The organism is Rummeliibacillus sp. BSL5 (genome assembly GCF_052928305.1).
Genome location: NZ_JAVGCV010000001.1, coordinates 1,640,292 through 1,662,201, shown reverse-complemented (window position 1 = coordinate 1,662,201; position 21,910 = coordinate 1,640,292). Strand labels below are relative to the sequence as shown.

Sequence of the window (21,910 nt, the reverse complement as noted above, 5' to 3'; positions counted from 1 at the left end):
ATAGGTTCTTATTTCATACAAATTCAACAAATTTCGACACTAATAAGGTATATTAATATATGTATTTTTTATTGGAGGGAAGCCATTTGAATCGCCGAGGTATCAGTATATGTCTGCTGCTCATATGTTGTTTGCTTGTATTAACGAGCTGCATGAAGAAAAGTATTCAATACCAGGAAGTAAAGCCTCTTTCATCTACCGAAAAATTTGTGATTAATCATTTAATCAATGAGGATGGGCTTTTGCGCACGAATTTAACTGATCAAAAAAATGTCTATTTATCTGAATCTGCCGGTTTATGGTTAGCTTATTTATATGAAAAAGGTGACCAGGAACGTTTTCATCAACAAGTAAAAGTGATTAAAGACCATTTTTTAAAGAACGGATTGCTTGCATGGAAAATTGATGGAGAAAAGCAGGCAACTGTCAATGCATTGATTGATGATGAAAGAATTGCAGGTATTTTACTAAAAGCAGGGGACAAATGGCATAGTGCAGCATATACCAAGTTAGGGAAGACAATCAGCCAATCGCTAGTAAAAGACGGAATGCAGGATGGCTTTTTTGTTGATTATGTAGATGTAGATACATATAAAAAAGCAAATGTATTAACGCTGAGCTATATAATGCCACAATCTTTAAAGGAAATGAAAAAACATGATGTTCTTACAGAGGAACAATATCAAAAGCAGCTATCGATTTTAAGTAAGGCGCCTCTATCAAAAAATGATACCTATCCAAAGGCCTATCAGATTGATAATCAAACGTACGTATATGACGATGATTTGCATTTAGTTGATCAGCTTTATGTCGCATATCACCAAGCATCTGTTGGTCAAAATACCCAAACTTTCAAAAAATGGCTTATTAAGATATATAGAAGGGAACATAAACTTTATGGGAGGTATACAGCAAGTACTGAAAAACCCTCTGTGCAGTATGAATCACCTGCAGTTTACGCACTTGCTACACGCTATATGCTTAAAGCAGGAGACATCAAAATGGCCCAAGAATTTTATGGGAAAATGAATGAAATGAAAATTAATAAAAAATCTGGTTACTATGATGCAAAAACAAAAGAAACTCATGCATTTGATAATCTATCCCCATTATTAGCAGAAAGGGAGATGGCGCATGCAACTAAAAAGTAAATGGCTAAGAGAATTATTTGGCTTTGGGGCTTTATTTATTATACTGAGTCAATTGCCCCCTTATTTTTTGTTGAATGGTGAGAATACACGGCTGTTATTATATATCCTATTGCTTCTTATCTTTTTCTTTACTCTGTGGCGTGGGTTGGTAGCAGGATTAATTAGCAGTTTAATTTATCTGTTTATAACAGGTACAGCCCTGATTTATACGGAGTTTTCAGGAGAAGCTGTATCAGCGACTCGTATGCCATTACAGTTATTTTTAGGATACGGGATTGTACTTTTGCTTGGCGTCCTCGCCGCAGGGAAGATACAAGGAATACTTGTGACGCAACAGGAGTATAACAAAAGGCTTCAACAAGATATCAAGAATTTTGTAGCGGTGGATCCGGAGACGGGTTTTGACAATGAGATGCGTATGCGTTTGACATTAAATGAAGAGATGCGAAGAGCTGATCGTTATCATCATACATTCACCTTTATTCTCTTAAAACTTGAGAACTATAGTCAATTTAAGAAACTATATGGCATGAAAGAAGCAAATAATCTTTGGAAGCAGTTAGCTTTAAGAATTACAGGCAAGCTCCGTCATATTGATAAAAAGTTTCGGTATCAGCAGAATGAAATCGGTTTGCTGTTGACAGAAACATCTGACGCTTCAATTGATATCATTTATCAAAAATTGGATGACATACTCAAAAATCATCAACTACTCAATGGCAAATGGATAACACTCCAATACAAAACAAGCTACATTACCTATACACCTAATAGCGAGCGTACCCTTGATGAATTGCTAGGAGAGATGGAAAGGGAGATGAGGACAAGTGAGCTATAAGAAGTTTTGGCTGTTTACTCTTGTTCTTTTAGGAAGTGTTATTTATGCAGGAAATACATATGCTTCTGCCAAAGAAAAGGACACTGCAATCGTCTATATGACAAGCGACGGGCGAGTCAATGAAGACATCGTAGCATTGCAGGAGATGTTGGAATCTGTAGTGTCTGTCGATATATTCCCCGTAGAATCATTAACTGATAACAACTTGAAGCAATATCGTAGGCTAGTGTTTATTAGCACCTATAAGGAGAAAGTTCCCCTTAAAGCAAAAAGAGCAATGGAACATTTCAAAGGGCCGGCAATTGCTATTGGCGAAAATGCTACGCAATTAAAACCCTTCGGAAAGTGGAGAGACCGTGAAAATATAAAACTACGCAAAATTGGCAACTATTCGTTGACAGAACCAATTAGGTGGCATGCTATAATTCCGCCGAAAGAACAATGGAAAGTCCTTGTACATGCCTCTACGTTAACGCAAAAAGTGCCATTTGTATCGCGTTCCCTTCATTCAAACTGGTCTTATATGGGCGATTTGATGTCGTCAACAGACTTTGTCTACAGCTGGCCGCATCTCTTTAGCCAAGTGCTGGGCATACAGTTTCAAAATACACATCCAGCCTATATCGTCCTAACGAATATAAATATGAAAACCAATTTAACAAAGCTAAAAGAAACAATCAACGAGCTTTCTTCTCGTCACATTCCACTTCATCTAGCAATTACGCCGATTTACAAAGAGAAAGATGGCTCATCCTATTATATTCAGGATAACAAAAAGCTGGTTAAGTACCTGCGTTCTCTTCAACAAAGAGGGGCATCGCTTATTCTATCTCCTTCTGGCAATGAAGTAGATAATAGTTTGGAATATATGGTTTTAAATAAGCTCTATCCTACAATCATCAGCAATCCAACTAAAGGCTTTACGGCTGCCCTGCATGAACATAGCCAACACTTTTATATGGCAAAACAGGATGGTCATATAATATATCCGATAAATGTAAATCAGATACAAGAATCAACGGAGACGTCCATTAATCAGTTTCAGGCATCGCTTACTCAATTAAGAAATGTGCCAGGTTCAGCGATAGGCATGCCTTATCCAGTCTATCTAGGATCTCCCTTGATGGAAAAAATCATCAGCACATTAGAAGATACCCAAATGCCAATTGAATGGATTGATTTTCGGAAGAGTCAGCTTCAAGTCAAGACAAAGAAAGTAGATATCAAACAGGAAAAAAGCGGAGCCCTGCACGTGAAGAAGTCATTTACTATAAAGGATCGGCTACAAATGTATTTCCAGGAAAGGCCTTTTGAAGTTATTTTGTGGGCTATTCTAGTGGTTGTAACAGTATTTGTAGTGATTTTTTTCATAAATACGCTTCGTTTGCGTATCACATTGCGCAAGCGATTGTTTGAGGAGAGGAATGAGCATGGCTGATCTTTTATTTTATATAGCACTATTTCTTATATGGGTAATGCTGTTATATCATATGTTTCTAATGGAAGGGGGCTATCTCCATTTCCGCAGTTTTGAAAAGCCCATTCCTGAATGGTCCAGAAATATGGAGGAGCTGCCAACTGTTAGTATCTTTATACCAGCCCACAATGAAGAACTCGTTATCGAACAGACTTTACGAGCGATGTCTCGGTTGTATTATCCCAAGGATAAGCTTGAAATCATTGTTATTAATGATAATTCGTCTGATGATACGGGGTTGATTGCAAGTAGGTTTGCGGAAAAATACCCATTTATCCGAGTCCTTGAAACAGTGGAACCGAATAAGGGAAAAGGCAAATCCTCTGCATTAAATTCTGCGCTTGCTGACTCTTCCAGCGAGATTGTTATCGTATATGATGCGGACAATACGCCGGAGCGAATGGCGGTTTGGTACTTGGTGATGGGACTTCAAAATGACCCCAAAGCCGCAGCAACTGTCGGCAAATTCCGTGTCATCAATGCGCAAGAAACCTGGCTGACTCGTTTTATCAATATTGAAACGATTTGTTTTCAGTGGATGGCACAAGGCGGACGCTGGAAATGGTTCCGTGTTGCCACCATCCCTGGTACTAACTTTGCTATTCGCCGCAGTATTTTAGAGAGGCTTGGCGGTTGGGATGTGAAGGCATTAGCAGAGGATACAGAGCTGACCATTCGTGTTTATAATCTTGGCTACCATATCCGCTTTTTCCCAAAAGCTATTACATGGGAACAAGAACCGGAAACCTTGAGTGTATGGTGGAAACAGAGAACACGGTGGGCGCGTGGTAATCAATATGTTGTGCTAAAGTTTCTTCGCCAATTTTTAACACTGAAGAGAAAGAGTATTATCTTTGATTTGTTTTATTTCTTTTTCACTTATTTCCTATTTTTCTTTGGAGTAATTCTGTCGAATGCTTTATTTATCATCAATTTGTTCTATGATATCGGCCTTAGCATTGGCAATATCTCCTTAATTCTCTGGGGACTTGCATTTTTACTCTTCCTAGGAGAAGTGATGGTCACATTAAGTATTGAAAAAACAGAGATGAATTGGAAGAATTTCATATATGTTATCGCCATGTATTTTACATATTCACAGATGTGGATTGTGTTAGTGGTTCGTTCTTTATATTTAGAAATCAAGCGTTTGATTACAGGCCAAGAAGTCAAATGGTATAAAACAGAGCGCTTTGCGAAGAAGCCAAAGTAAGGAGGAGAAACATGAGAAACTTTATATATCTTGCAGCGTTGTTCTTCAGCCTGTTTCTATTTTCTTTGCCTGGAAAGGCAGCAACGAATATTACAGTGAAGCACCCTATTACAATAGAAGGCACAAATAACGAAGAAAAACCGCTTACCAATAAAGTAATCGAATTGCAGGGGCCATCATCTTCCACTGACTTTTATTATTCATTAGAAGAAAGTGAAAGAAATAAAAAGCATAGTGCTACTTTTCACTTGGAGCATTCGGAATTACTAAAATCCCCTTCATCATTTACAGTGAAAGTGGATGGATTGCCCGTTAAGTCAATTTCTCTTGCAGGCAAGAAAACAAACAATAGCGTGACGATTGATTTACCAAAAAGAGCCTTAACAAAAGGAGACCACACGATAACAGCGAGTTTTTATGGAGCGGTAAAAGAAGGCGTATGTGTTGCGTCGGGAGATCAAGGTAACTGGCTTAAGATTGATGTACTTTCAACTATCTCCTCGTTTGCAAAAGAAAAAAAAGAAATAGTATTAAGCGATTATCCATCTGCTTTTCAAACAGGGAACACCCAGATAGTATTACCAGACAATCCATCAACAGCTACTTTAAATAGCGCTTATCAGCTAGCGGCATTTTTATCAGAAGAGGAAGACAGCGAGGCTACAGTATCAAGAGAAACTTATCTTCGCTCAGTAAAAGGACCGGTTATTTTTATTGGAGCTAAAGATGAGTTTAAAACATCGGAAATACAACGCATTTTGTCTAAGGCAAATGTCAGCTATAAAGATGGAATCTCTCTCAAAAGCGGAATATTGCACAATCAAGGCAGCAAGGATGAGGTTCCTGCACTTTTTGTAACTGCAGACAGCAGTAGTACCATTGAACAAAGAATTGATCTTTTATTAAAAGAAGATTTAACAAAGCAACTGTCGGGGAAACAGATGACGGTAGACCAATTACCGCAGTCAAAGAAGAAGGACGGCACCCATATAAAACTTAACGAATTAGGCTTTAAGAGTGAAACCTTATCTGGCGGTAACACCACATCAAAAGATTATTATGTTTCATTGCCTCGCATGGAAGAAGACAATCAAGCAAACCTTCATTTGTATTTGAAAAAATCAGCAACCATGCCTGTAAAAGATGAAGCGAATGGCCGAAAAACAGAGCTAATCCTTTATGTCAATGATGTGCCTCATTCCATTGATCTTAGCAAACTAAAGAAAACACAATCAGGTATATATGAAGCGAATGTACCCATTCAAACGAATTTATTAAACAAGCATTCGCTCATTGATTTGAGATTCGAGGTCACAGGATTCCAATTAGAAGATCCATGTGAGCATACAGGTGAACGTTTTGAGTTGTATATTGATGGAGACAGTACGTTGAATCTTGCTAAGAAAGCAAACAATACGGTATTTTCATTGCGCGATTATCCCAATGCTTTTGATCATCAAACACTGATCATCATGCCTAATCAAAAGCAAGTGAACGATAGTCAAATGCTCGCTCTATACAAAACATTATTTATTAACGGTGAGCTCCCACCTATTAAATTGAAAAAAGAAAAAGAGGTTTCGCAGGCTGAACTGCAAAAATATGCGCTAATCTTTACAGGGGAAGTGAACGATTTTAACTTATTAAAAGATAGAAGAGACCAACTCCCATTATCAGATGAAAAAATGATGGAAGAAGGCTTCTTGCCGCAGGCAGTCGCATCAACTGCTTACATCACACAAAATTTCTGGCAGTCTAGCGAACCGTTGCTCGTCCTTGAAAACCGAGAGCAATCTCTCCAGGATGATGATTTTTATCGTCAGTTGAAAAACTCAAACGCTAACAAATCAGCAGCAGTTGAAACAAAAGACGGTCGCTTTATTGTTTCTACTAAAAAAGTTACTGAAACAAATAATGTCTCCAAAAACGATACAAAGAAACAAGCTGTACCGTATATAGTTGGTTTTGTTATTCTTATCGCGGCTATTGCTCTTATTCTTTACATGACCATACGGAGAAAGAAAAAGAATACGACCCACAATGAAAAATAAACGGTTTAAACCCTTTTCTATAAGAAAAGGGTTTTTTTTAGGTGATTTAAGGGATCAACCATTCTTTGAATACTGTTAAAGTGACATACTAATCAAGATTTATGGGGGAAATTTAGATTTAGTATGACATAAATTAATTATTATGTTGACATAATTAAAGTTTTTAAGTATATTATGTGTAAACGATTACATATGTAACCGGTTACACGTTCAATAAGGAGAAATTAATGGTAACAATTAGGGATGTGGGGAAACACGCAGGCGTTTCGGTTGCGACCGTTTCGCGTTATTTAAATGGCAAGGGCTATGTAAGCGAGGAAACAAAAAATATACTCAAGAAAACGATTCAAGAATTAGGATATAAACCAAATCAGATGGCACGTTCACTGAGTACAAAAAAGACAAATATTATAGGATTGCTTGTTCCTGATATTACAAATCCTTTCTTCCCAGAATTGGCGAAAGCCGTAGAGGAAACAGCTTTTTCGAATGGATATACGGTTGTCCTTTGCAACTCTTCTGAACAACAGGAGAAAGAAAAGCATTATATACAATCTTTGCAGCAAAATTATGCAGCAGGGCTGATTGTAACGACTAATTATACGGAAGCGGAATATTACCGCCATATCAAATTGCCGATAGTTGCACTCGACAGGCGATTAGATCCTACCATACCGACTGTTACGACAAACAATGTAGAAGGCGCAAAAATGGCGACCAGCTATTTACTTGACCAAGGATGCAAACATATTCTTTGCATACGAGGTCCTCAAGGAATCGGAGTAGCCGAAGATCGGATGAAGGGATTTCTGGAAGTAGTCAATAATGCGTCAGATATTCAAGTCGAAATTATCACATCGCCATTTGAATTTACAGAAGCAGAACAAAAAGCTTTCAACATACTCAGTGCTTTTCCAACAATTGATGGGGTGTTCGCAGCAAGTGATGCATCTGCCATCGGTGCTATGAAAGCAGCGCAATCGCTGGGTAGAAACATTCCAGATGATATCCAAATTGTAGGGTTTGATGGAATTAGCCTTGGAGCGCTTGTCACACCAGAACTAACCACAGTCGCTCAAGATATTTATCATCTTGGTAAAGTAGCGACAGAATTATTGTTAAAGAAAATTAAAGAAGAACCTATAGATAATCATCTCATCGAATTGCCGACAGAGTTAGTCATTCGGCGCTCGACAAAATAAGGAGGGGTCAAATGATTACAGTCATTGGAAGCATCAATATGGACTTAGTAGTAGATACAACGATTTTTCCTAAACAAGGAGAAACCGTGCTAGGTAATCGTTTTGAAACAGTGCCTGGCGGAAAAGGCGCAAATCAAGCGGTCGCAGCAGCAAGACTAGGCGGAGAAATTCATATGGTAGGCGCTGTAGGACAAGACGGATTTGGCCAAGAACTCACAGCAAATTTATCAGCAGAAGGCATTCACACACGTTTTGTTGCCACTGCACAGGAAACAGCAACGGGCATTGCCAATATCCTTTTATATGAAAATGACAACCGGATTATCGTTGTGCCCGGTGCAAATGGACTTGTAACAGAAGCGGGAATTGACGAAGCGAGAGAATTAATCGAGCGCAGTGAACTAGTCATCATGCAATTGGAGATCCCGCAAGAAACCGTCGATTATGCACTTCGGGTCTGTAAAGAAGCAGGCATTCCTGTTCTGTTAAATCCAGCGCCTGCGAAAAACTTTAAGGAAGAATGGATGAATAACATTGCTTACTTAACTCCAAATGAAACAGAGTGCGAAGAAATCTTTCATAGTGAAATAGAAGAAGCTCTTGAGAAGTATCCAAACCAATTAATCGTCACATTGGGTGCAGCTGGAGCTCGCTATTATAACGGCAAAGAACATATATTCATTGAAGGCTTTAAAACAAAAGCGGTAGATACAACAGGAGCCGGTGATACATTCAATGGCGCACTTGCATACGCCATAACATCAGGACAGCCGCTAAAAGAAGCAGTACGATTTGCGAACATTGCAGCATCCTTATCTGTAGAGAAATTCGGAGCGCAAGGCGGCATGCCAACACTTCAAATGGTGGAAGCCCGCTTGAAAGGATGAGCAGTTTGAAAAAACAAGGAATTTTAAATCGGGAGCTGGCAGGCATTTTCGCAAAAATCGGCCATACAGATACCATCATGATTGCTGATTGCGGTCTGCCGATTCCGGACGGGGTCACATGTATTGACCTTGCCTATACAATGGGAAAACCGAGTTTCATAGACATACTCGAAACTGTGCTTGGTGATTTCAAAGCAGAAAAAGCTTGGATAGCAACAGAAATGGACGCAGAAAATGTGGAGCTTTATAGTCAGCTAACACCTTTTCCATGTCCAATAGAAAAGGTCAGCCATGAACAATTAAAACAAAAATCGGTGGATGCCAAAGTTATTATCCGCACAGGAGAGGCAACACCATACGCTAATATACTTTTGCAATCAGGTGTGATTTTTTAAAAGGGCGGTGTTAAATAATGATTGAAATGACAGGCATTGATAAAGCCTTTAACGGAAATGTCGTGTTAAAAGGCGTCAATTTTTCTCTCGAGGATGGAGAAATCCATGCGTTGATGGGGGAAAACGGAGCAGGTAAATCAACGCTAATGAAAATTTTGACAGGCATTTATGAACGGGATGCAGGCGTAATCAAAGTGAATGGACAAGAAGTCAACTTTAAATCTCCCAAAGAAGCGGAAGCACTAGGCATCGCCGTCATCCATCAAGAGCTTAATATTTTGCCAGATTTATCGGTTGCAGAAAACCTATTCTTAGGAAATGAGCAGACCCTTGGCAGGACAGGCATTTTAAAAACGAAAGAAATGAACAAAGAAGCTTCACGTATTTTAAGCCAATTAGGGCTCGATATAGATGTCAAAACGCCAGCTGGACAACTTTCTGTTGGGAAACAGCAGATTATTGAAATTGCTAAAGCAATTGAAACGAAGGCAAAGGTCATTATTATGGATGAACCGACGGCAGCTCTAACAGATCGTGAAATACAAACACTATTTAAAACTATTCACAAACTACAAGAACAAGGTGTTTCATTTGTTTATATTTCACATCGGATGGAAGAAATCTTTGCGATTTGCGATCGTATTACGATCTTACGTGATGGACAATATGTCGGTGTTCGGGTGATTAAAGAAACTACTTTTGATGAGATTGTCAAAATGATGGTTGGACGTGAACTAGGTGAACGTTTTCCAGAACGCCATGCTGAAATTGGCGACGTCAAGCTTGAGGTGAAGGGCCTTACAAGAGATGGTTATTGTGAGGATATTAATTTCAAGCTTTGTAAAGGCGAAGTCCTTGCAATCGCAGGATTAATGGGAGCTGGTCGTACAGAGGTGGCACAGGCCATCTTCGGATATCGCAAAATGGCAAAAGGCGAAATCTTCATTGACGGCAAGAAAGTAAAAATCACGAATCCGCTTCACGCTAAAAAACATGGCATTGGATATGTGACAGAGGACCGCAAATCGGAAGGTTTAGTTGTTGATTTCTCAATAAAAGACAATGTGTTGCTGACAAACCTAGACAAAGCTTCAAACATGGGTATCATCAATCGAACAAAAGAAAAGAGCTTTGTAAGCGATTTAATCAAAAAGCTGGGTGTTCGTACATCAGGCCCTATGCAAACAGCCAAGTCTTTGAGTGGTGGGAATCAGCAAAAAGTAGTCATTGCTAAATGGTTAGGCGATGAACCGAAAATCTTGATCCTGGATGAGCCGACGCGCGGTGTCGATATTGGGGCTAAAAAAGAAATCTATCAAATTATTAATAACCTTGCTGAGCAAGGTGTCGCAATCTTAATGATTTCCTCGGAACTACCAGAAGTAATCGGCATGGCAGATCGCGTGCTCGTTATGCATGAAGGAAAAGTTACAGGAGAAGTAACAAAGGAAAATATGACGCAAGAAAAAATTATGTATTATGCCACTGGAGGAGACAAAGTTGTCCAAATCTAAAGATTTAATTCAAAAACTCGGACCATTGCTAGGACTTCTTTTAATCATCATTATTATTTCATTTATGAGCCCTAGTTTTTTAACAGCTACAAATATCTTTAATGTTCTGCGCCAAGTATCCATCAGTGCCTTAATCGCATTTGGGATGACGTTTGTCATTTTAACAGGCGGGATCGATTTATCGGTCGGCTCGACATTAGCGCTGACAGGAGCTATTAGTGCAGGCTTACTTGCAGGTGGTATGAATCCACTTTTAGCTATGCTTATTGGTTTACTATTAGGTGCATTGCTTGGAGCTATCAATGGGGTTATTATCGCAAAAGGCAAAGTAGCACCATTTATCGCAACACTTGCCACTATGACTATTTTCCGAGGTCTAACACTTGTTTATACAGATGGTAAACCGGTCTCAGGTCTAGGCGATTCACAGGCATTCCAACTATTCGGGAAAGGGTATTTATTTGGAATCCCTGTGCCAGTAGTGACTATGATCGTGGCATTCATTGTTCTTTACTTTATTTTAAAACAAACAACATTCGGCCGCAGAGTGTACGCAATTGGTGGTAACGAGGAAGCTTCCCGTTTGTCTGGCATTAATGTAGACCGCATCACCATCGCGGTGTATGCACTAACAGGTATGCTTGCTGCATTGTCTGCTTTAATTCTTACTTCTCGTTTAAATTCAGCACAGCCGACAGCAGGTCAATCCTATGAATTAGACGCCATTGCAGCAGTTGTATTAGGCGGTACTTCTTTAACAGGCGGACGTGGCTGGATCTTCGGCACATTAGTCGGTGCACTAATTATCGGCGTATTAAATAATGGCTTAAACTTAATCGGCGTTTCATCCTTCTTCCAACAAGTCGTGAAGGGGATTGTCATTCTAATCGCAGTACTACTTGATCGTAAAAAAACAGCATAGGAGAGATAAAGATGAAAAAACTATCATGGACTCTAGCGTTATCAGCATCATTATTACTAGGAGCTTGCTCTATGTCACCAAATGGTGATGATTCAGCTTCGAAAGACTCGAAAAAATCAAATGACGATATGAAAATCGGTCTGTCTGTCTCAACTCTAAATAACCCATTCTTCGTTACATTATCAGATGGCGCAAAAAAAGAAGCGAAAAAAGAACATGTAAACTTAACAGTAGTAGATGCACAAGATAATGCATCGAAACAAGCTTCAGACGTAGAAGATTTAATTCAACAAGATGTAGATCTTATCATCATCAATCCAACTGACTCAGAAGCAGTAGCATCTGCAGTCGAATCAGCAAACGATGCAAAAATTCCAGTTATCACAGTTGACCGTTCATCAGACGGCGGTAAAGTTGTAGCTCATATCGCTTCCGATAACGTTAAAGGTGGAGAAATGGCAGGCGACTATTTGAAATCATTGATTGGCGATGGAGCGAAAGTAGCTGAGCTTGAAGGTGTTGCAGGTTCATCAGCAGCTCGCGATAGAGGAGAAGGTTTCCATAAAGTAGCAGATAAAGGCTTAGATGTAGTCAAAAAGCAAACAGCTAACTTTAACCGCTCTGAAGGTCTAACAGTTATGGAAAATATCCTACAATCTAATCCAGATATTAAAGGCGTATTTGCGCACAATGATGAAATGGCTTTAGGCGCACTAGAAGCAATTGAAGCTGCAGGCAAAAAAATCAAAGTAGTCGGCTTTGATGCAACTGATGATGCTGTAAAATCTGTAAAATCAGGCAAGTTAGCAGCAACAATCGCACAACAACCAACAGAAATTGGCGAAATTGCTGTAGAAACAGCTGTTAAATCCCTAAAAGGTGAAAAGGTAGAGAAAAATATTCCAGTGGACTTAGAACTAATTAAGAAATAAGAATGTCGGAGAAAATCACACTTCATTTGAAGTGTGATTTTTTTATTAGTTCAATCAAAGTGAGTGCACCGAATGATTCGTATAATCATCTACCACTTTCGGAAAAATATCATAGCCCCCCTTAGTCATTTGTAAACTAGTTTCAGATGTCATTATGACTTAAAGGTATACGCCGCGCCATACTCAGATGACTTGGTTTTGTAGTATGTGTGAACAAACAATACCACAGGCAACAGAAAATGCATTGCTCGATTGGTTTTTACTTTTCAAACCTTCTATCACTCATGAGGAATGTAAAAAATATCTTCAAGAGTGTTCACAAAAATCTATTACAAGATTGATTAGTAGGACAAGTCTCCTATAAAACGGGAATACCCGGTCGAGAAAATACATCTATCGATACAATCAGCCTCTTTTCAACAAATTACTTGAAAAATCCCCCAAATAAAGTTGCAATCTTTTACATTCCTATCTAAAATAAAAGAAAGAATGTGCAGTATATTCGCAGATTTTCTTGCTCTGTTTGAGACTCTCGTACAGGGCTTTCTTCATTTTCATTCTATGAATCTTGAAGAAGGATGCGATTAAAGGAGAAAAAAATATGATACTGAGGATAAACCCGTTTAAAGGGATTTTTACACCCGCTGTTTATAGAGGAATGTTAGCGGAAGCAGAGCATTATAAACGTTATCGTCTTTCTATTATTTTATTATATCTGGCAAGTATTTTAATCTACATGGTGGGTAGCTCGCTTGGCATTGGGAGTGAATCCATCTCGAAGGAACTACCAACGCTCACAGATTCTGCCTTTGAAGCGAGAAAGCAACTTTTCTTAATAGGAAAGCTGCTGCAAGCCCTAATCATTCCAACCATCTTCCTATATTTAAGCAGCTTATATTATGTGGCTTTTGCCAATGGACAGTTCCGCAAAATGTTGATTATGCAAATGAATGTATTAGGACTTTTCCTTATTGAGAAACTCCTCCTTATTCCATTATTTTTGGGACTAAATATTGGGTCTGCATCAAATATTTTTTCATTTGGCGTCATCGCACAATATATCACTTCGAATGAGATTGCTATACACTTTTTAAGTGAACTCACTTTATTCCGGGTAGCGATGTTCATCTTATCATATTTCTATCTAACGAAGTTAATTGAAGGAAGTAAGCAAACGCTATTCGTACTGAATGTGATACTATATGCCATTTATTGGATCTTTGCAGGTTTCATATCTTATATGAAGATAGAATTCTTTTTCTAAAGGAGATTGGAAAAATTGAAGAAGTGGAGCAAGTCGATTATTGCCGTATTGGCCATTGTGTTTGTTCTATGCAATGTGTATCTTCTTTTAAAAGAAAATAGCAAAGCTGAAAGAACAATTAATGTTCGAGATTGGACAAGAGTAGAAAAGGATAATGTGAAAAAACTATTTTATACAAAAGGTGTGACAGAGCCTGAGTCTGAAACCCATGTATATTTTGATAAACGCAAGGGTTCATTAGATAAAATCCTTGTAAAAGAGGGCGAAACGGTGACTGCTGGAACCCCGTTATTTGTGTATGATGCGCAAAAATTGGAGGACAAAAAAGCAATATTAGAAGACCGAAAAGAACGGCTGCAAAGCGAGATGAGCAGTGTGGAAAATGAAATTACAGAATTACAGCAAATTAAACAACAAGCTCCAGCGGATACAACAAAAACCGAAACAGAAAACAAAAAAGTAAAAGTAGATGTAAATATAGATACCTCTCCAATTATTGATAGCAATGTACAACAAAAAATAGCCGCTGCTCAAACGGAAAAGAGCAAGCTAGAAGCCACTCTAACTGAAAACGATGCGAAACTATCACGGATTGATGAGCAATTACAAGATTTAAATGTAGTGAGTCCAGTTGATGGGCAAGTAACAAATATTAACCCTGAACTGCAGGATCCTATGATTACAATTGCCTCTACTAGTTCAGCGGTAAAGGGAAACTTGCCTGCAACACGAGTGCACGAAGTTCAAGAAGGACAAGCAGTTAAATTGTATTCACCGCTGTTAGATCAGTATTATACAGGTGAAGTATCGCAAGTTATCGCTATTCCTAACTATAAAACAGCAAAAAAAGAACCTATGTATTCTTTTTTGGTTAAATTAGGGAATGAAAGTGACAACAGTGCAATTGAGGATACACCAACTGATGAGGCAACAGGAATCACAAGCGAAGCTGAAGAAAATACCACAGAAACAAGTGGCAACACGGATGCCGCGAAAAGTACAGACAAACAACCAAAGGTAAATCTAAATAACGAGGCGTCGACGGTAACTGAAAAAGAAAAACCGTTATTACTCGGTACAAAAATGGATATGCAGGTAACGTTAGCTGAAGCTCTTCAAGTGCCTGTGATTGCATCACAGTCTATTGAAAAAGAAAATAAAAAATATTATGTATACCAAATGACGAAAAATGGCATGGTCCGAAAACAACCGATTCAAATAGGGGTATCCTATAAGAAAAAAAATCAGGTTATTGATGGCATTCTTACAAAGGATACAATCGTAACAAATGAACAAAACGTCAAAGTTTCTGATCCATCTCCGTTTATTACACCAAGTAAATCAGAGAACTTGAATAAAAAGGATATCAAAGCGTTACCTTCTATTCAAAAGGCAAAATATATCCTTATTGGTCTTTTTGAATAATAGTAAGCTGTAGGCGAGTCAAATCTCGTCTACAGTTTTTTTTGTTTATGCACCTTTTGTCGATTGATGCTAGGTAACTACTTTGTCGTATAATGGCTTTTCCTTTTAAATAAACGAGGGGTTCATACGACAAATATGGATACTATTTGCTATGCAGGACCTCATCCTTTATGGATCTATCTTATTTATGCTATATTCGAAAGAAGGGAATAAATGGAGAGAAGTAAAAAATCTCATGTACCCTTTACTATTTGAAAAAGGAGCGATAAATATGAAATCTCGATTAGAGCATTTTATTAATGGCGAATGGGTTGCATCTACAGGAAGCGAAACAATTGATGTCATTAATCCTGCAACGGAGGAAGTAATTGGCCAAATCAGCAGTGGGACAGAGGAAGACCTAGATAAAGCTGTTGCTGCCGCACGGGAGGCTTTTCCTTCTTTTTCACAAACTTCAAAGCAAGAACGCATTGATTTACTGAACCGAATTGCGGACGAATATGAAAAACGCAAAGACGATATTATAGAAACGATCACACAAGAACTTGGTGCGCCAATAAAAATGAGTGAAAAAGTACACTACAATATGGGGCTTTCTCACTTTAGACAAGCAGCTAAAGAGCTTGAAGCTTTAGAGTTCACCGAAAAAAGAGGCTCCACTCTTATTACAAAAGAGGCGATCGGAGTGTCTGGGCTAATTACACCTTGGAATTTCCCAACTAACCAAACTTCTACAAAGCTTGCAAGTGCCTTTGCGGCAGGAAGTACAGTTGTTTTAAAACCTTCTGAGCTAACACCTTTTGCTGCCATTATCTTGGCAGAAATCTTTGAAGCAGCAAATGTACCAAAAGGAGTGTTTAACCTTGTAAACGGTACTGGTGAAGTTGTCGGAAATGGCATTAGCTCTCACCCTGATATCGACTTTGTTTCATTTACAGGTTCAGGTGCTGTCGGCCAAAAAATTACTGAAAATGGCGCGAAAACGATAAAAAAAGTAGCATTAGAACTTGGTGGGAAATCTCCTCTTATTGTTCTTGATGATTATGATGTAAAAAAAGCTGCAAAAATTGCAGTGGGCAATATTTTATCCAACTCAGGCCAAGTCTGTGCAGCTGCGACGCGTACGTTAATTCCACAATCAATGAAAGATGAGTTCATTGAGGCAGTTAAAGAGGTTCTTCCAGAATTCCCAGTTGGAGATCCATATGACCGCAGCACGTACTTAGGGCCACTCGTATCTGAAAAACAATATAATCGAGTACAGGATTATATTAAAAAAGGGCAATCTGAAGGTGCCACACTTGTTGTCGGTGGTACGGGCAAACCTGAAGGATTAGATAAAGGCTATTATGTAAAGCCAACTGTTTTCGCGGATGTGAAAAATGATATGACCATAGCTCAAGAGGAGATCTTCGGTCCAGTAATGTCTATCCTAACCTATGAAACTCTTGATGAAGCCATTGAGATTGCGAACGATACCATTTTTGGATTAGCAGGTTATGTTGTTGGTGAAGATAAAGACATATTATTAAAAGTGGCTTCTTCTATCAGAGCGGGCCGCATCACTATAAACCAAGTACCAGCTGATTATGCTGCTCCATTTGGCGGCTATAAGCAATCAGGTATCGGACGAGAATGGGGCGTATACGGAATCGAGGAATACTTAGAAATTAAATCGATTATCGGTATGCCATCATAATATATTGAAGCATAAAAAACATCCAAGTTCCGTAATAGAACTTGGATGTTTTTTTACATCTCAATAAATATTTCATTTAATTTATTAAAGCCCATTACAATTCTTCCGCTATTCGTAATACTTATACCTTCAGGTTCTCTATTGGTGTTCAACCGTAGTTTCTGGCTTTGGCTTCCATCAGGATTCACTATCATATATTCGCCATTTGAAAGGATATAATATTTCCCCTTGCCATATGCAAAGCCTTGTACTTCCTTACCTGGGGTTGTTCCGACAAGTCCGTTAATGTGTACCTTTTCTCGCCAATCACGACCAGCCTCTTTTCCTTTTCCTAAATGAATCTTGTTGAGGTCATAACCATTGCCGGATTTAGAAACGCCCACAGCTGTATTCTTATCCAACATGGTAATAACATTGGGATGGATTGTCGACGGAACCAGCCATTTGCGTTCCACTTTAAATGTTTTTACATTGATTTTTTGCAATGTATACCGGCTTTGTCCCCGTATATCTGCTAATTGATATAAGTAGCCATCTTTATAGGCAATAGCTTGGCCATGACCAATCGTGAGACGCTCACTCTTTTTCAAAAGTTTCCCTTTGGAGCTATATTTATAAATATACCCGTACCGCGTTTTATCACCTGTTGAGTAGGTGAGGTAATATTGTTGATGCTCATCGACTGTGACGCCTTGTAATCCCTTTGCTTTTGAGCCTGTAACACCTGCTGGGTCTCTGTAGGGATAAAAAAGTGTCTTCGCTTTTAATTGCTTACTCAGCTGTAATGTATGAACTGGATTAGATTTGGCTGTAGCTGATACTTGTATAGCTAAAAGAACAACTACTAAAAGTAGTAATAATCTCAGATTTTTCATGATGATTGAACTCCTTTTTGATAAATTATAGTTTAATTATCGGTTAGAAGTTTGATTTATTCACAAAAAAGCTCCTTCTGTTTGTAGCCAAACAATAGGAGCTTTTTTTATATACCCATTCCGCCATCTGCAGGCATTGGATCGATTTCTTCGTTGTCGACATCAATTTTTTGAGAGTCATCCACAGGTTTTATAGGGTTATCATGATTTTTTTCTATATACTTTATCAGTTTTGTCTCTTTCTCCTTATCTTCATGGAAGAGATTGTCTAGTTGATTATCAATAAAATTCATTGATGTGGATAACACAAGTTTGACGTCATCGTATACAGAAGAAAGTGTGGCTGGTGCAGCGGCAAATAATTCAACACTATTTTTGTTCCAATCTAGAAACTTAGTTGATGATGTATTCAATGTATAATAAATGCCTGCTCCAAAAGATATGGCGCAAATAAGTGCTATACTGATTAGTTTTTTCAACATACATAATTCCACCTTTATAAACATTCGTTAAGATCATTATGGACAAAATTATACAAATTTAATCAATCAACAGGATAGAAATCGACAGCCCTCTAAAACCGGATAAAATGCACTTTTTGAGGAAACCTAAAATAGGAGGTGATCTTTTGAGTTTAGACAATCATTCAAAAAAATCATTGGATTTTAAGAAAGTATACGATCAAAATTCACAGGTTGAAGCTACAAGCGATGCAATCAAAACGATTGTAGGTCAGTATGGCGGAACGATGACATCTGCCTACAGTCATCCAGTCGATTATGAGAAACCCCCCTTATTTTCATCCGGTGGTGTCAGTCAACATCAAGCTAAAGGAGAACCTGATCAACCACAATCCACAGATGTGTGAATAAACAAAAATGAAAGGAGAGACAACAGATGAATAAAAAATATACTGAAGTGGGTACAGACATTGAGGACGTCAAAAGGCAAAATGCGATGTCTGGTCCATCTTACAATGAAATAAAAGAAATAGTAGCAAATCATGAATGGACAGATACACAATCTAATGGTAATATGATTGACCCGAAAACGCCAAAAAAGTATACATGGACTGGAACGGATATTGAGGAAGTCAAAAGGTTAAATGCCGCTTCTGGTCCTAGCTATAAAGAAATCTTTGATATGTTAGATGAAAAGTACAGCAACAGATAGGTTAAAGCCTCCGAACATTTACGGAGGCTTTTTCATATGCTTTTTAAAAAGTAAATATAAATTGTCCACATCAGACATATAGTGAAATATAGAAACGAAATGGAAGATTGGATGATGAATTATAGATAAATCCGTATTAATTATGGTTGTGATGCGCCTGATTTCAGGAAGTCTTGAAATTACGGCCGCATTATTTATGTTTAGGTTCAACAACCTAGAGAAGGCATTTTATATCAATACAATGCTAGCGTTAGTGGGACCGACTGTACTGATTATTACCACAGCCGTTGCCATGTTTGGGCTAGCAGATAAGATTTCTATGACGCGCATGATCTGCCTATTTGCTGGCGTTACGCTGATTCTTATTAGTATGAATGCCAAATGAATGATAAAAGAAGGACCGATTCAAAAGAATCTGGTCCTTTTTTATTCTGTCTTTGGTTCCAAGTTTTTATTTTTTGAACCAATCTCTTCCGCTTTAATCAATTTGACGACAAGCCATACCAAGATCAATCCTAATATGCTAGCGGTGATATAACTATGATTCAAATAGTTTTTCATTACAAGAGACATGACGGGTGGGCCAGCAGCAACGCCAATAAAGCGAGCAGCACTGTAAAAGGAGGTAACTGTACCGCGTTCTTCCTTTTTAATATTTTGAGTAATAATGGCATCTAGTACAGGAAGTAAGCAGCCTAGGGCAATGCTGGCAATACTTGCAACGATCAAAAGGAAAATTAAATGATCCTCTAAAAAACCAATAAAAGCAATACTCGCAGAGGTGATGATTAGTGAAATCAAAATCAGCTTTTTCAATGCTTTAATTTCGCCCTTTGCTTTTTTACCCGTAATAAAGGAGGCGATACATAGCATCAATAACGGAATGGCCAAGACAAATCCTTTCTTCACCCCTTTAATATCATGGGTGCTTTCCAGAACCTCAGAAAGGAAAAACAACATGCCAAATAGTACAAGCATGACATAAATGCCGCTTAAAAAGACAACAGAGAGCCACTTGCCTTCTCTTGAAAATGTTCCTTTAACGTTGGACACAAATTCTTTGAAGGCCACAGGCTCGTCCTCATCCTTGGGGACTTTAATGAAGAAGAAAATTAAAATGATGGAAATTAAACTGAAGAAAGAAATCGAGAAGAAGGGTAAAAACCACAGAAAAGCAGCAAAAATTGAACCCAATATAGGACTCAGCACTTTACCGAATGTATTAGATGTTTCAATAATGCCAAGGCTGGATGTAGCCTTTTCTTCATCGCCATTAAAAAGATCCCCAACAAGAGGAATAACGATAGGCATTGCCCCCGCTGCGCCTATACCTTGAAGGACTCGTCCAATAATAATCATGGTGTAGGGGCTATCCAGCTTCCATGAGGCGATGGCTGATATTAATCCACCGATCAGAGCTAAAATTAAACATGGCAAAATAACGATTTTTCGTCCGAATCTATCCGATAAATAACCAGCTACTGGTATAAACAGTATGGCTGCAATAGAGTAGCTGGTAATAATCATACTGGATTGGAAGGAAGAAATATCAACTTTCTTTTCTAATATTGGCAATACAGGAATTAACATTGAATTGCCGAGCGTCATGACTAGAGGGATGGAAGCTAAGCTGAATATCGCCCAGAATCCAACCTTCACATCATCTTTATCCGTATTCCCCATGATAACACCTCAATTTTATTTGTTAGAGGTAGGTTTTCCGTAATGCACTTTTTTATGCAAACAGGGCTTGATAAGCTTGGTAGCCAAAATGAATACCGAAACCAATCATAGATAGAGACGATGCAATTGATATCCCATTTAAAAATTTTGTAGACAGTATTTTTCGTGAGCCGCTTGAAATACTAGCCATAAATAAATCTACAACGACGATTCCACATAAAATCACTAAACTAAATAATGCAACTTCCCATTGTTCCAACTTTCCGGTTTTTCCTACTAATACTGATCCATAGATACCCAGCCAAAAGAGGATGGTCAATGGATTTAATAGTGCAATAAAAAAACCTGACATAAAAGAATGCCTTAATCTTGTTGCTTTCTTAAAGTTACCATCAAGCTTTAGTTTATGAAGTGTTAATAAATTTTCAATCCCTGTGTACAATAACACGAAACAGCCAAACGACCATAAGATTGTTTTTACAACCTGGTATTCAATAAATTGGCCAATACCAAAGTAAACTAATGTCATGTACATCATGTCAGTTGTAATGGAGCCTAAGCTAAAAAACCAAGCGTGAAAAAACCCGTTTTTTATCCCAAGGTTTAGCAGGGTTGCCTTAACTGGTCCAATCGGTGCGGCCAAAGATATGCCTAATAAGAAATAAGGGAAAAAAGAGTGCATTGTGGTTTCCTCCGTTTTGTGGTGTCTTACATCCTATTCAGCGGAGACAACCATTACGACTAATAGTAAAAAAATTTATTAGGTGGGACGGAGTGATTAAAGTTTTAGTATGGCGCAGGATGGATATGCTTACACATAAGAGAAAAGAGGAGTGTTGTTGATGAAGGAATTTAAAGTGACTTACTTTTTTGACCAAGAACATTATGTGCGACGTTTCATTTTTGTTGAGTCGCAAGCAGAAGCAGAAGCATTAATCCAAAGTGAAAGAGATCAATATATCCACTTTACAGATTCTAGAGGTATTTATCATGAACTCTTTACGGGGCATGTACGGGTTATCCAAATTTCAGAGTATCATAGAATAGATAAAACAAAAAAAGCGAAAGAGATGATCGACGGAAGTCATTTTTATTCATAGTGAGTGGCTCGCTTCTTAAAATAGATGCGAGCTTTTTTGTAATATAAATTTGTTCTCATTATCACATTCTTGTCATATTCACCCCTTATAATGAACATGTTCAATAAAT

Annotated in this window: 22 protein-coding genes; 18 read left to right on the top strand and 4 right to left on the bottom strand. The window is 38.2% G+C overall.

Annotation, left to right across the window (positions count from 1 at the left end):
* Positions 1–86 precede the first annotated feature (86 nt).
* The 14 genes from RCJ93_RS08370 (at position 87) to RCJ93_RS08305 (ending at position 16,970) form a co-directional block, all read left to right on the top strand.
* Positions 87–1,151, top strand: a complete 1,065-nt coding sequence (locus RCJ93_RS08370; RefSeq protein WP_446738800.1) for a glycosyl hydrolase family 8 — start codon at positions 87–89, stop codon at positions 1,149–1,151.
* A complete protein-coding gene (locus RCJ93_RS08365) occupies positions 1,135–1,989 on the top strand; it encodes a diguanylate cyclase domain-containing protein (RefSeq protein WP_249775445.1) in 855 nt (284 codons plus the stop codon). The genes RCJ93_RS08370 and RCJ93_RS08365 overlap by 17 nt, the downstream gene beginning before the upstream one ends.
* On the top strand, positions 1,979–3,427 hold the full coding sequence (locus RCJ93_RS08360; RefSeq protein ID WP_446738799.1) for a DUF2334 domain-containing protein: 1,449 nt from the start codon (positions 1,979–1,981) through the stop codon (positions 3,425–3,427). The genes RCJ93_RS08365 and RCJ93_RS08360 overlap by 11 nt, the downstream gene beginning before the upstream one ends.
* On the top strand, positions 3,420–4,679 hold the full coding sequence (locus tag RCJ93_RS08355; protein ID WP_446738798.1) for a glycosyltransferase family 2 protein: 1,260 nt from the start codon (positions 3,420–3,422) through the stop codon (positions 4,677–4,679). The genes RCJ93_RS08360 and RCJ93_RS08355 overlap by 8 nt, the downstream gene beginning before the upstream one ends.
* 11 nt (positions 4,680–4,690) lie before the next feature.
* A complete protein-coding gene (locus RCJ93_RS08350; protein ID WP_446738797.1) occupies positions 4,691–6,730 on the top strand; it encodes a cellulose biosynthesis cyclic di-GMP-binding regulatory protein BcsB in 2,040 nt (679 codons plus the stop codon).
* A 227-nt stretch (positions 6,731–6,957) separates the two neighbouring features.
* Positions 6,958–7,932, top strand: a complete 975-nt coding sequence (locus RCJ93_RS08345) for a LacI family DNA-binding transcriptional regulator (RefSeq protein ID WP_150283627.1) — start codon at positions 6,958–6,960, stop codon at positions 7,930–7,932.
* An 11-nt stretch (positions 7,933–7,943) separates the two neighbouring features.
* Positions 7,944–8,819 (top strand): ribokinase, encoded by an 876-nt coding sequence (rbsK, locus tag RCJ93_RS08340; protein ID WP_446738796.1) that lies wholly within the window; start codon positions 7,944–7,946, stop codon positions 8,817–8,819.
* Between the two features lie 5 nt (positions 8,820–8,824).
* Positions 8,825–9,214, top strand: a complete 390-nt coding sequence (rbsD, locus tag RCJ93_RS08335; RefSeq protein ID WP_150284891.1) for a D-ribose pyranase — start codon at positions 8,825–8,827, stop codon at positions 9,212–9,214.
* A 17-nt stretch (positions 9,215–9,231) separates the two neighbouring features.
* On the top strand, positions 9,232–10,728 hold the full coding sequence (locus tag RCJ93_RS08330) for a sugar ABC transporter ATP-binding protein (protein ID WP_446738795.1): 1,497 nt from the start codon (positions 9,232–9,234) through the stop codon (positions 10,726–10,728).
* Positions 10,694–11,650, top strand: coding sequence for a ribose ABC transporter permease (gene rbsC, locus RCJ93_RS08325; RefSeq protein ID WP_150283630.1), 957 nt, complete (start codon positions 10,694–10,696; stop codon positions 11,648–11,650). The genes RCJ93_RS08330 and rbsC overlap by 35 nt, the downstream gene beginning before the upstream one ends.
* An 11-nt stretch (positions 11,651–11,661) precedes the next feature.
* A complete protein-coding gene (rbsB, locus tag RCJ93_RS08320; protein WP_446738794.1) occupies positions 11,662–12,582 on the top strand; it encodes a ribose ABC transporter substrate-binding protein RbsB in 921 nt (306 codons plus the stop codon).
* A gap of 601 nt (positions 12,583–13,183) precedes the next feature.
* Positions 13,184–13,846: a hypothetical protein gene (locus RCJ93_RS08315; RefSeq protein WP_446738793.1), complete on the top strand. Its 663-nt coding sequence runs from the start codon at positions 13,184–13,186 to the stop codon at positions 13,844–13,846.
* Between the two features lie 15 nt (positions 13,847–13,861).
* On the top strand, positions 13,862–15,271 hold the full coding sequence (locus RCJ93_RS08310) for an efflux RND transporter periplasmic adaptor subunit (RefSeq protein ID WP_446738792.1): 1,410 nt from the start codon (positions 13,862–13,864) through the stop codon (positions 15,269–15,271).
* 271 nt (positions 15,272–15,542) lie between these two features.
* Entirely contained in the window at positions 15,543–16,970 is a 1,428-nt protein-coding gene (locus RCJ93_RS08305; protein WP_446738791.1) for an aldehyde dehydrogenase family protein, read from the top strand.
* A gap of 53 nt (positions 16,971–17,023) precedes the next feature.
* On the opposite strand, the gene RCJ93_RS08300 is transcribed toward RCJ93_RS08305, so the two are convergent.
* Both RCJ93_RS08300 and RCJ93_RS08295 read right to left on the bottom strand, forming a co-directional pair.
* Positions 17,024–17,845, bottom strand: a complete 822-nt coding sequence (locus RCJ93_RS08300) for a hypothetical protein (protein WP_446738790.1) — start codon at positions 17,843–17,845, stop codon at positions 17,024–17,026.
* Between the two features lie 107 nt (positions 17,846–17,952).
* A complete protein-coding gene (locus RCJ93_RS08295; RefSeq protein ID WP_150283636.1) occupies positions 17,953–18,327 on the bottom strand; it encodes a hypothetical protein in 375 nt (124 codons plus the stop codon).
* A 146-nt stretch (positions 18,328–18,473) separates the two neighbouring features.
* Between RCJ93_RS08295 and RCJ93_RS08290 the strand changes: the two genes are divergently transcribed.
* The 3 genes from RCJ93_RS08290 to RCJ93_RS08280 all read left to right on the top strand — a co-directional run bounded on the left by RCJ93_RS08290 (position 18,474) and on the right by RCJ93_RS08280 (position 19,403).
* On the top strand, positions 18,474–18,713 hold the full coding sequence (locus RCJ93_RS08290) for a hypothetical protein (protein ID WP_150283637.1): 240 nt from the start codon (positions 18,474–18,476) through the stop codon (positions 18,711–18,713).
* Positions 18,714–18,742: 29 nt separating this feature from the next.
* Positions 18,743–19,018, top strand: coding sequence for a hypothetical protein (locus RCJ93_RS08285; RefSeq protein ID WP_446738978.1), 276 nt, complete (start codon positions 18,743–18,745; stop codon positions 19,016–19,018).
* Between the two features lie 118 nt (positions 19,019–19,136).
* On the top strand, positions 19,137–19,403 hold the full coding sequence (locus tag RCJ93_RS08280; RefSeq protein WP_446738968.1) for a YqhV family protein: 267 nt from the start codon (positions 19,137–19,139) through the stop codon (positions 19,401–19,403).
* Positions 19,404–19,444: 41 nt separating this feature from the next.
* Here RCJ93_RS08280 and RCJ93_RS08275 read toward each other — a convergent pair whose 3' ends face one another.
* A complete protein-coding gene (locus tag RCJ93_RS08275) occupies positions 19,445–20,701 on the bottom strand; it encodes an MFS transporter (protein WP_150283640.1) in 1,257 nt (418 codons plus the stop codon).
* Positions 20,702–20,753: 52 nt separating this feature from the next.
* Positions 20,754–21,383 (bottom strand): LysE family transporter, encoded by a 630-nt coding sequence (locus RCJ93_RS08270; RefSeq protein WP_150283641.1) that lies wholly within the window; start codon positions 21,381–21,383, stop codon positions 20,754–20,756.
* Between the two features lie 160 nt (positions 21,384–21,543).
* Between RCJ93_RS08270 and RCJ93_RS08265 the strand changes: the two genes are divergently transcribed.
* Complete coding sequence (locus RCJ93_RS08265; protein WP_066784466.1) at positions 21,544–21,801, top strand: hypothetical protein; 258 nt, start codon at positions 21,544–21,546, stop codon at positions 21,799–21,801.
* The last annotated feature ends 109 nt before the right edge of the window (positions 21,802–21,910 follow it).

Bases quoted from the DNA above. Each gene is read 5' to 3' on its own strand.
- RCJ93_RS08365 (WP_249775445.1), top strand. From the start codon at position 1,135: ATGCAACTAAAAAGTAAATGGCTAAGAGAATTATTTGGCTTTGGGGCT.
- RCJ93_RS08355 (WP_446738798.1), top strand. From the start codon at position 3,420: ATGGCTGATCTTTTATTTTATATAGCACTATTTCTTATATGGGTAATG.
- RCJ93_RS08350 (WP_446738797.1), top strand. From the start codon at position 4,691: ATGAGAAACTTTATATATCTTGCAGCGTTGTTCTTCAGCCTGTTTCTA.
- RCJ93_RS08345 (WP_150283627.1), top strand. From the start codon at position 6,958: ATGGTAACAATTAGGGATGTGGGGAAACACGCAGGCGTTTCGGTTGCG.
- rbsK (WP_446738796.1), top strand. From the start codon at position 7,944: ATGATTACAGTCATTGGAAGCATCAATATGGACTTAGTAGTAGATACA.
- RCJ93_RS08330 (WP_446738795.1), top strand. From the start codon at position 9,232: ATGATTGAAATGACAGGCATTGATAAAGCCTTTAACGGAAATGTCGTG.
- rbsC (WP_150283630.1), top strand. From the start codon at position 10,694: ATGCCACTGGAGGAGACAAAGTTGTCCAAATCTAAAGATTTAATTCAA.
- rbsB (WP_446738794.1), top strand. From the start codon at position 11,662: ATGAAAAAACTATCATGGACTCTAGCGTTATCAGCATCATTATTACTA.
- RCJ93_RS08315 (WP_446738793.1), top strand. From the start codon at position 13,184: ATGATACTGAGGATAAACCCGTTTAAAGGGATTTTTACACCCGCTGTT.
- RCJ93_RS08305 (WP_446738791.1), top strand. From the start codon at position 15,543: ATGAAATCTCGATTAGAGCATTTTATTAATGGCGAATGGGTTGCATCT.
- RCJ93_RS08300 (WP_446738790.1), bottom strand. From the start codon at position 17,845: ATGAAAAATCTGAGATTATTACTACTTTTAGTAGTTGTTCTTTTAGCT.
- RCJ93_RS08295 (WP_150283636.1), bottom strand. From the start codon at position 18,327: ATGTTGAAAAAACTAATCAGTATAGCACTTATTTGCGCCATATCTTTT.
- RCJ93_RS08285 (WP_446738978.1), top strand. From the start codon at position 18,743: ATGAATAAAAAATATACTGAAGTGGGTACAGACATTGAGGACGTCAAA.
- RCJ93_RS08275 (WP_150283640.1), bottom strand. From the start codon at position 20,701: ATGGGGAATACGGATAAAGATGATGTGAAGGTTGGATTCTGGGCGATA.
- RCJ93_RS08270 (WP_150283641.1), bottom strand. From the start codon at position 21,383: ATGCACTCTTTTTTCCCTTATTTCTTATTAGGCATATCTTTGGCCGCA.
- RCJ93_RS08265 (WP_066784466.1), top strand. From the start codon at position 21,544: ATGAAGGAATTTAAAGTGACTTACTTTTTTGACCAAGAACATTATGTG.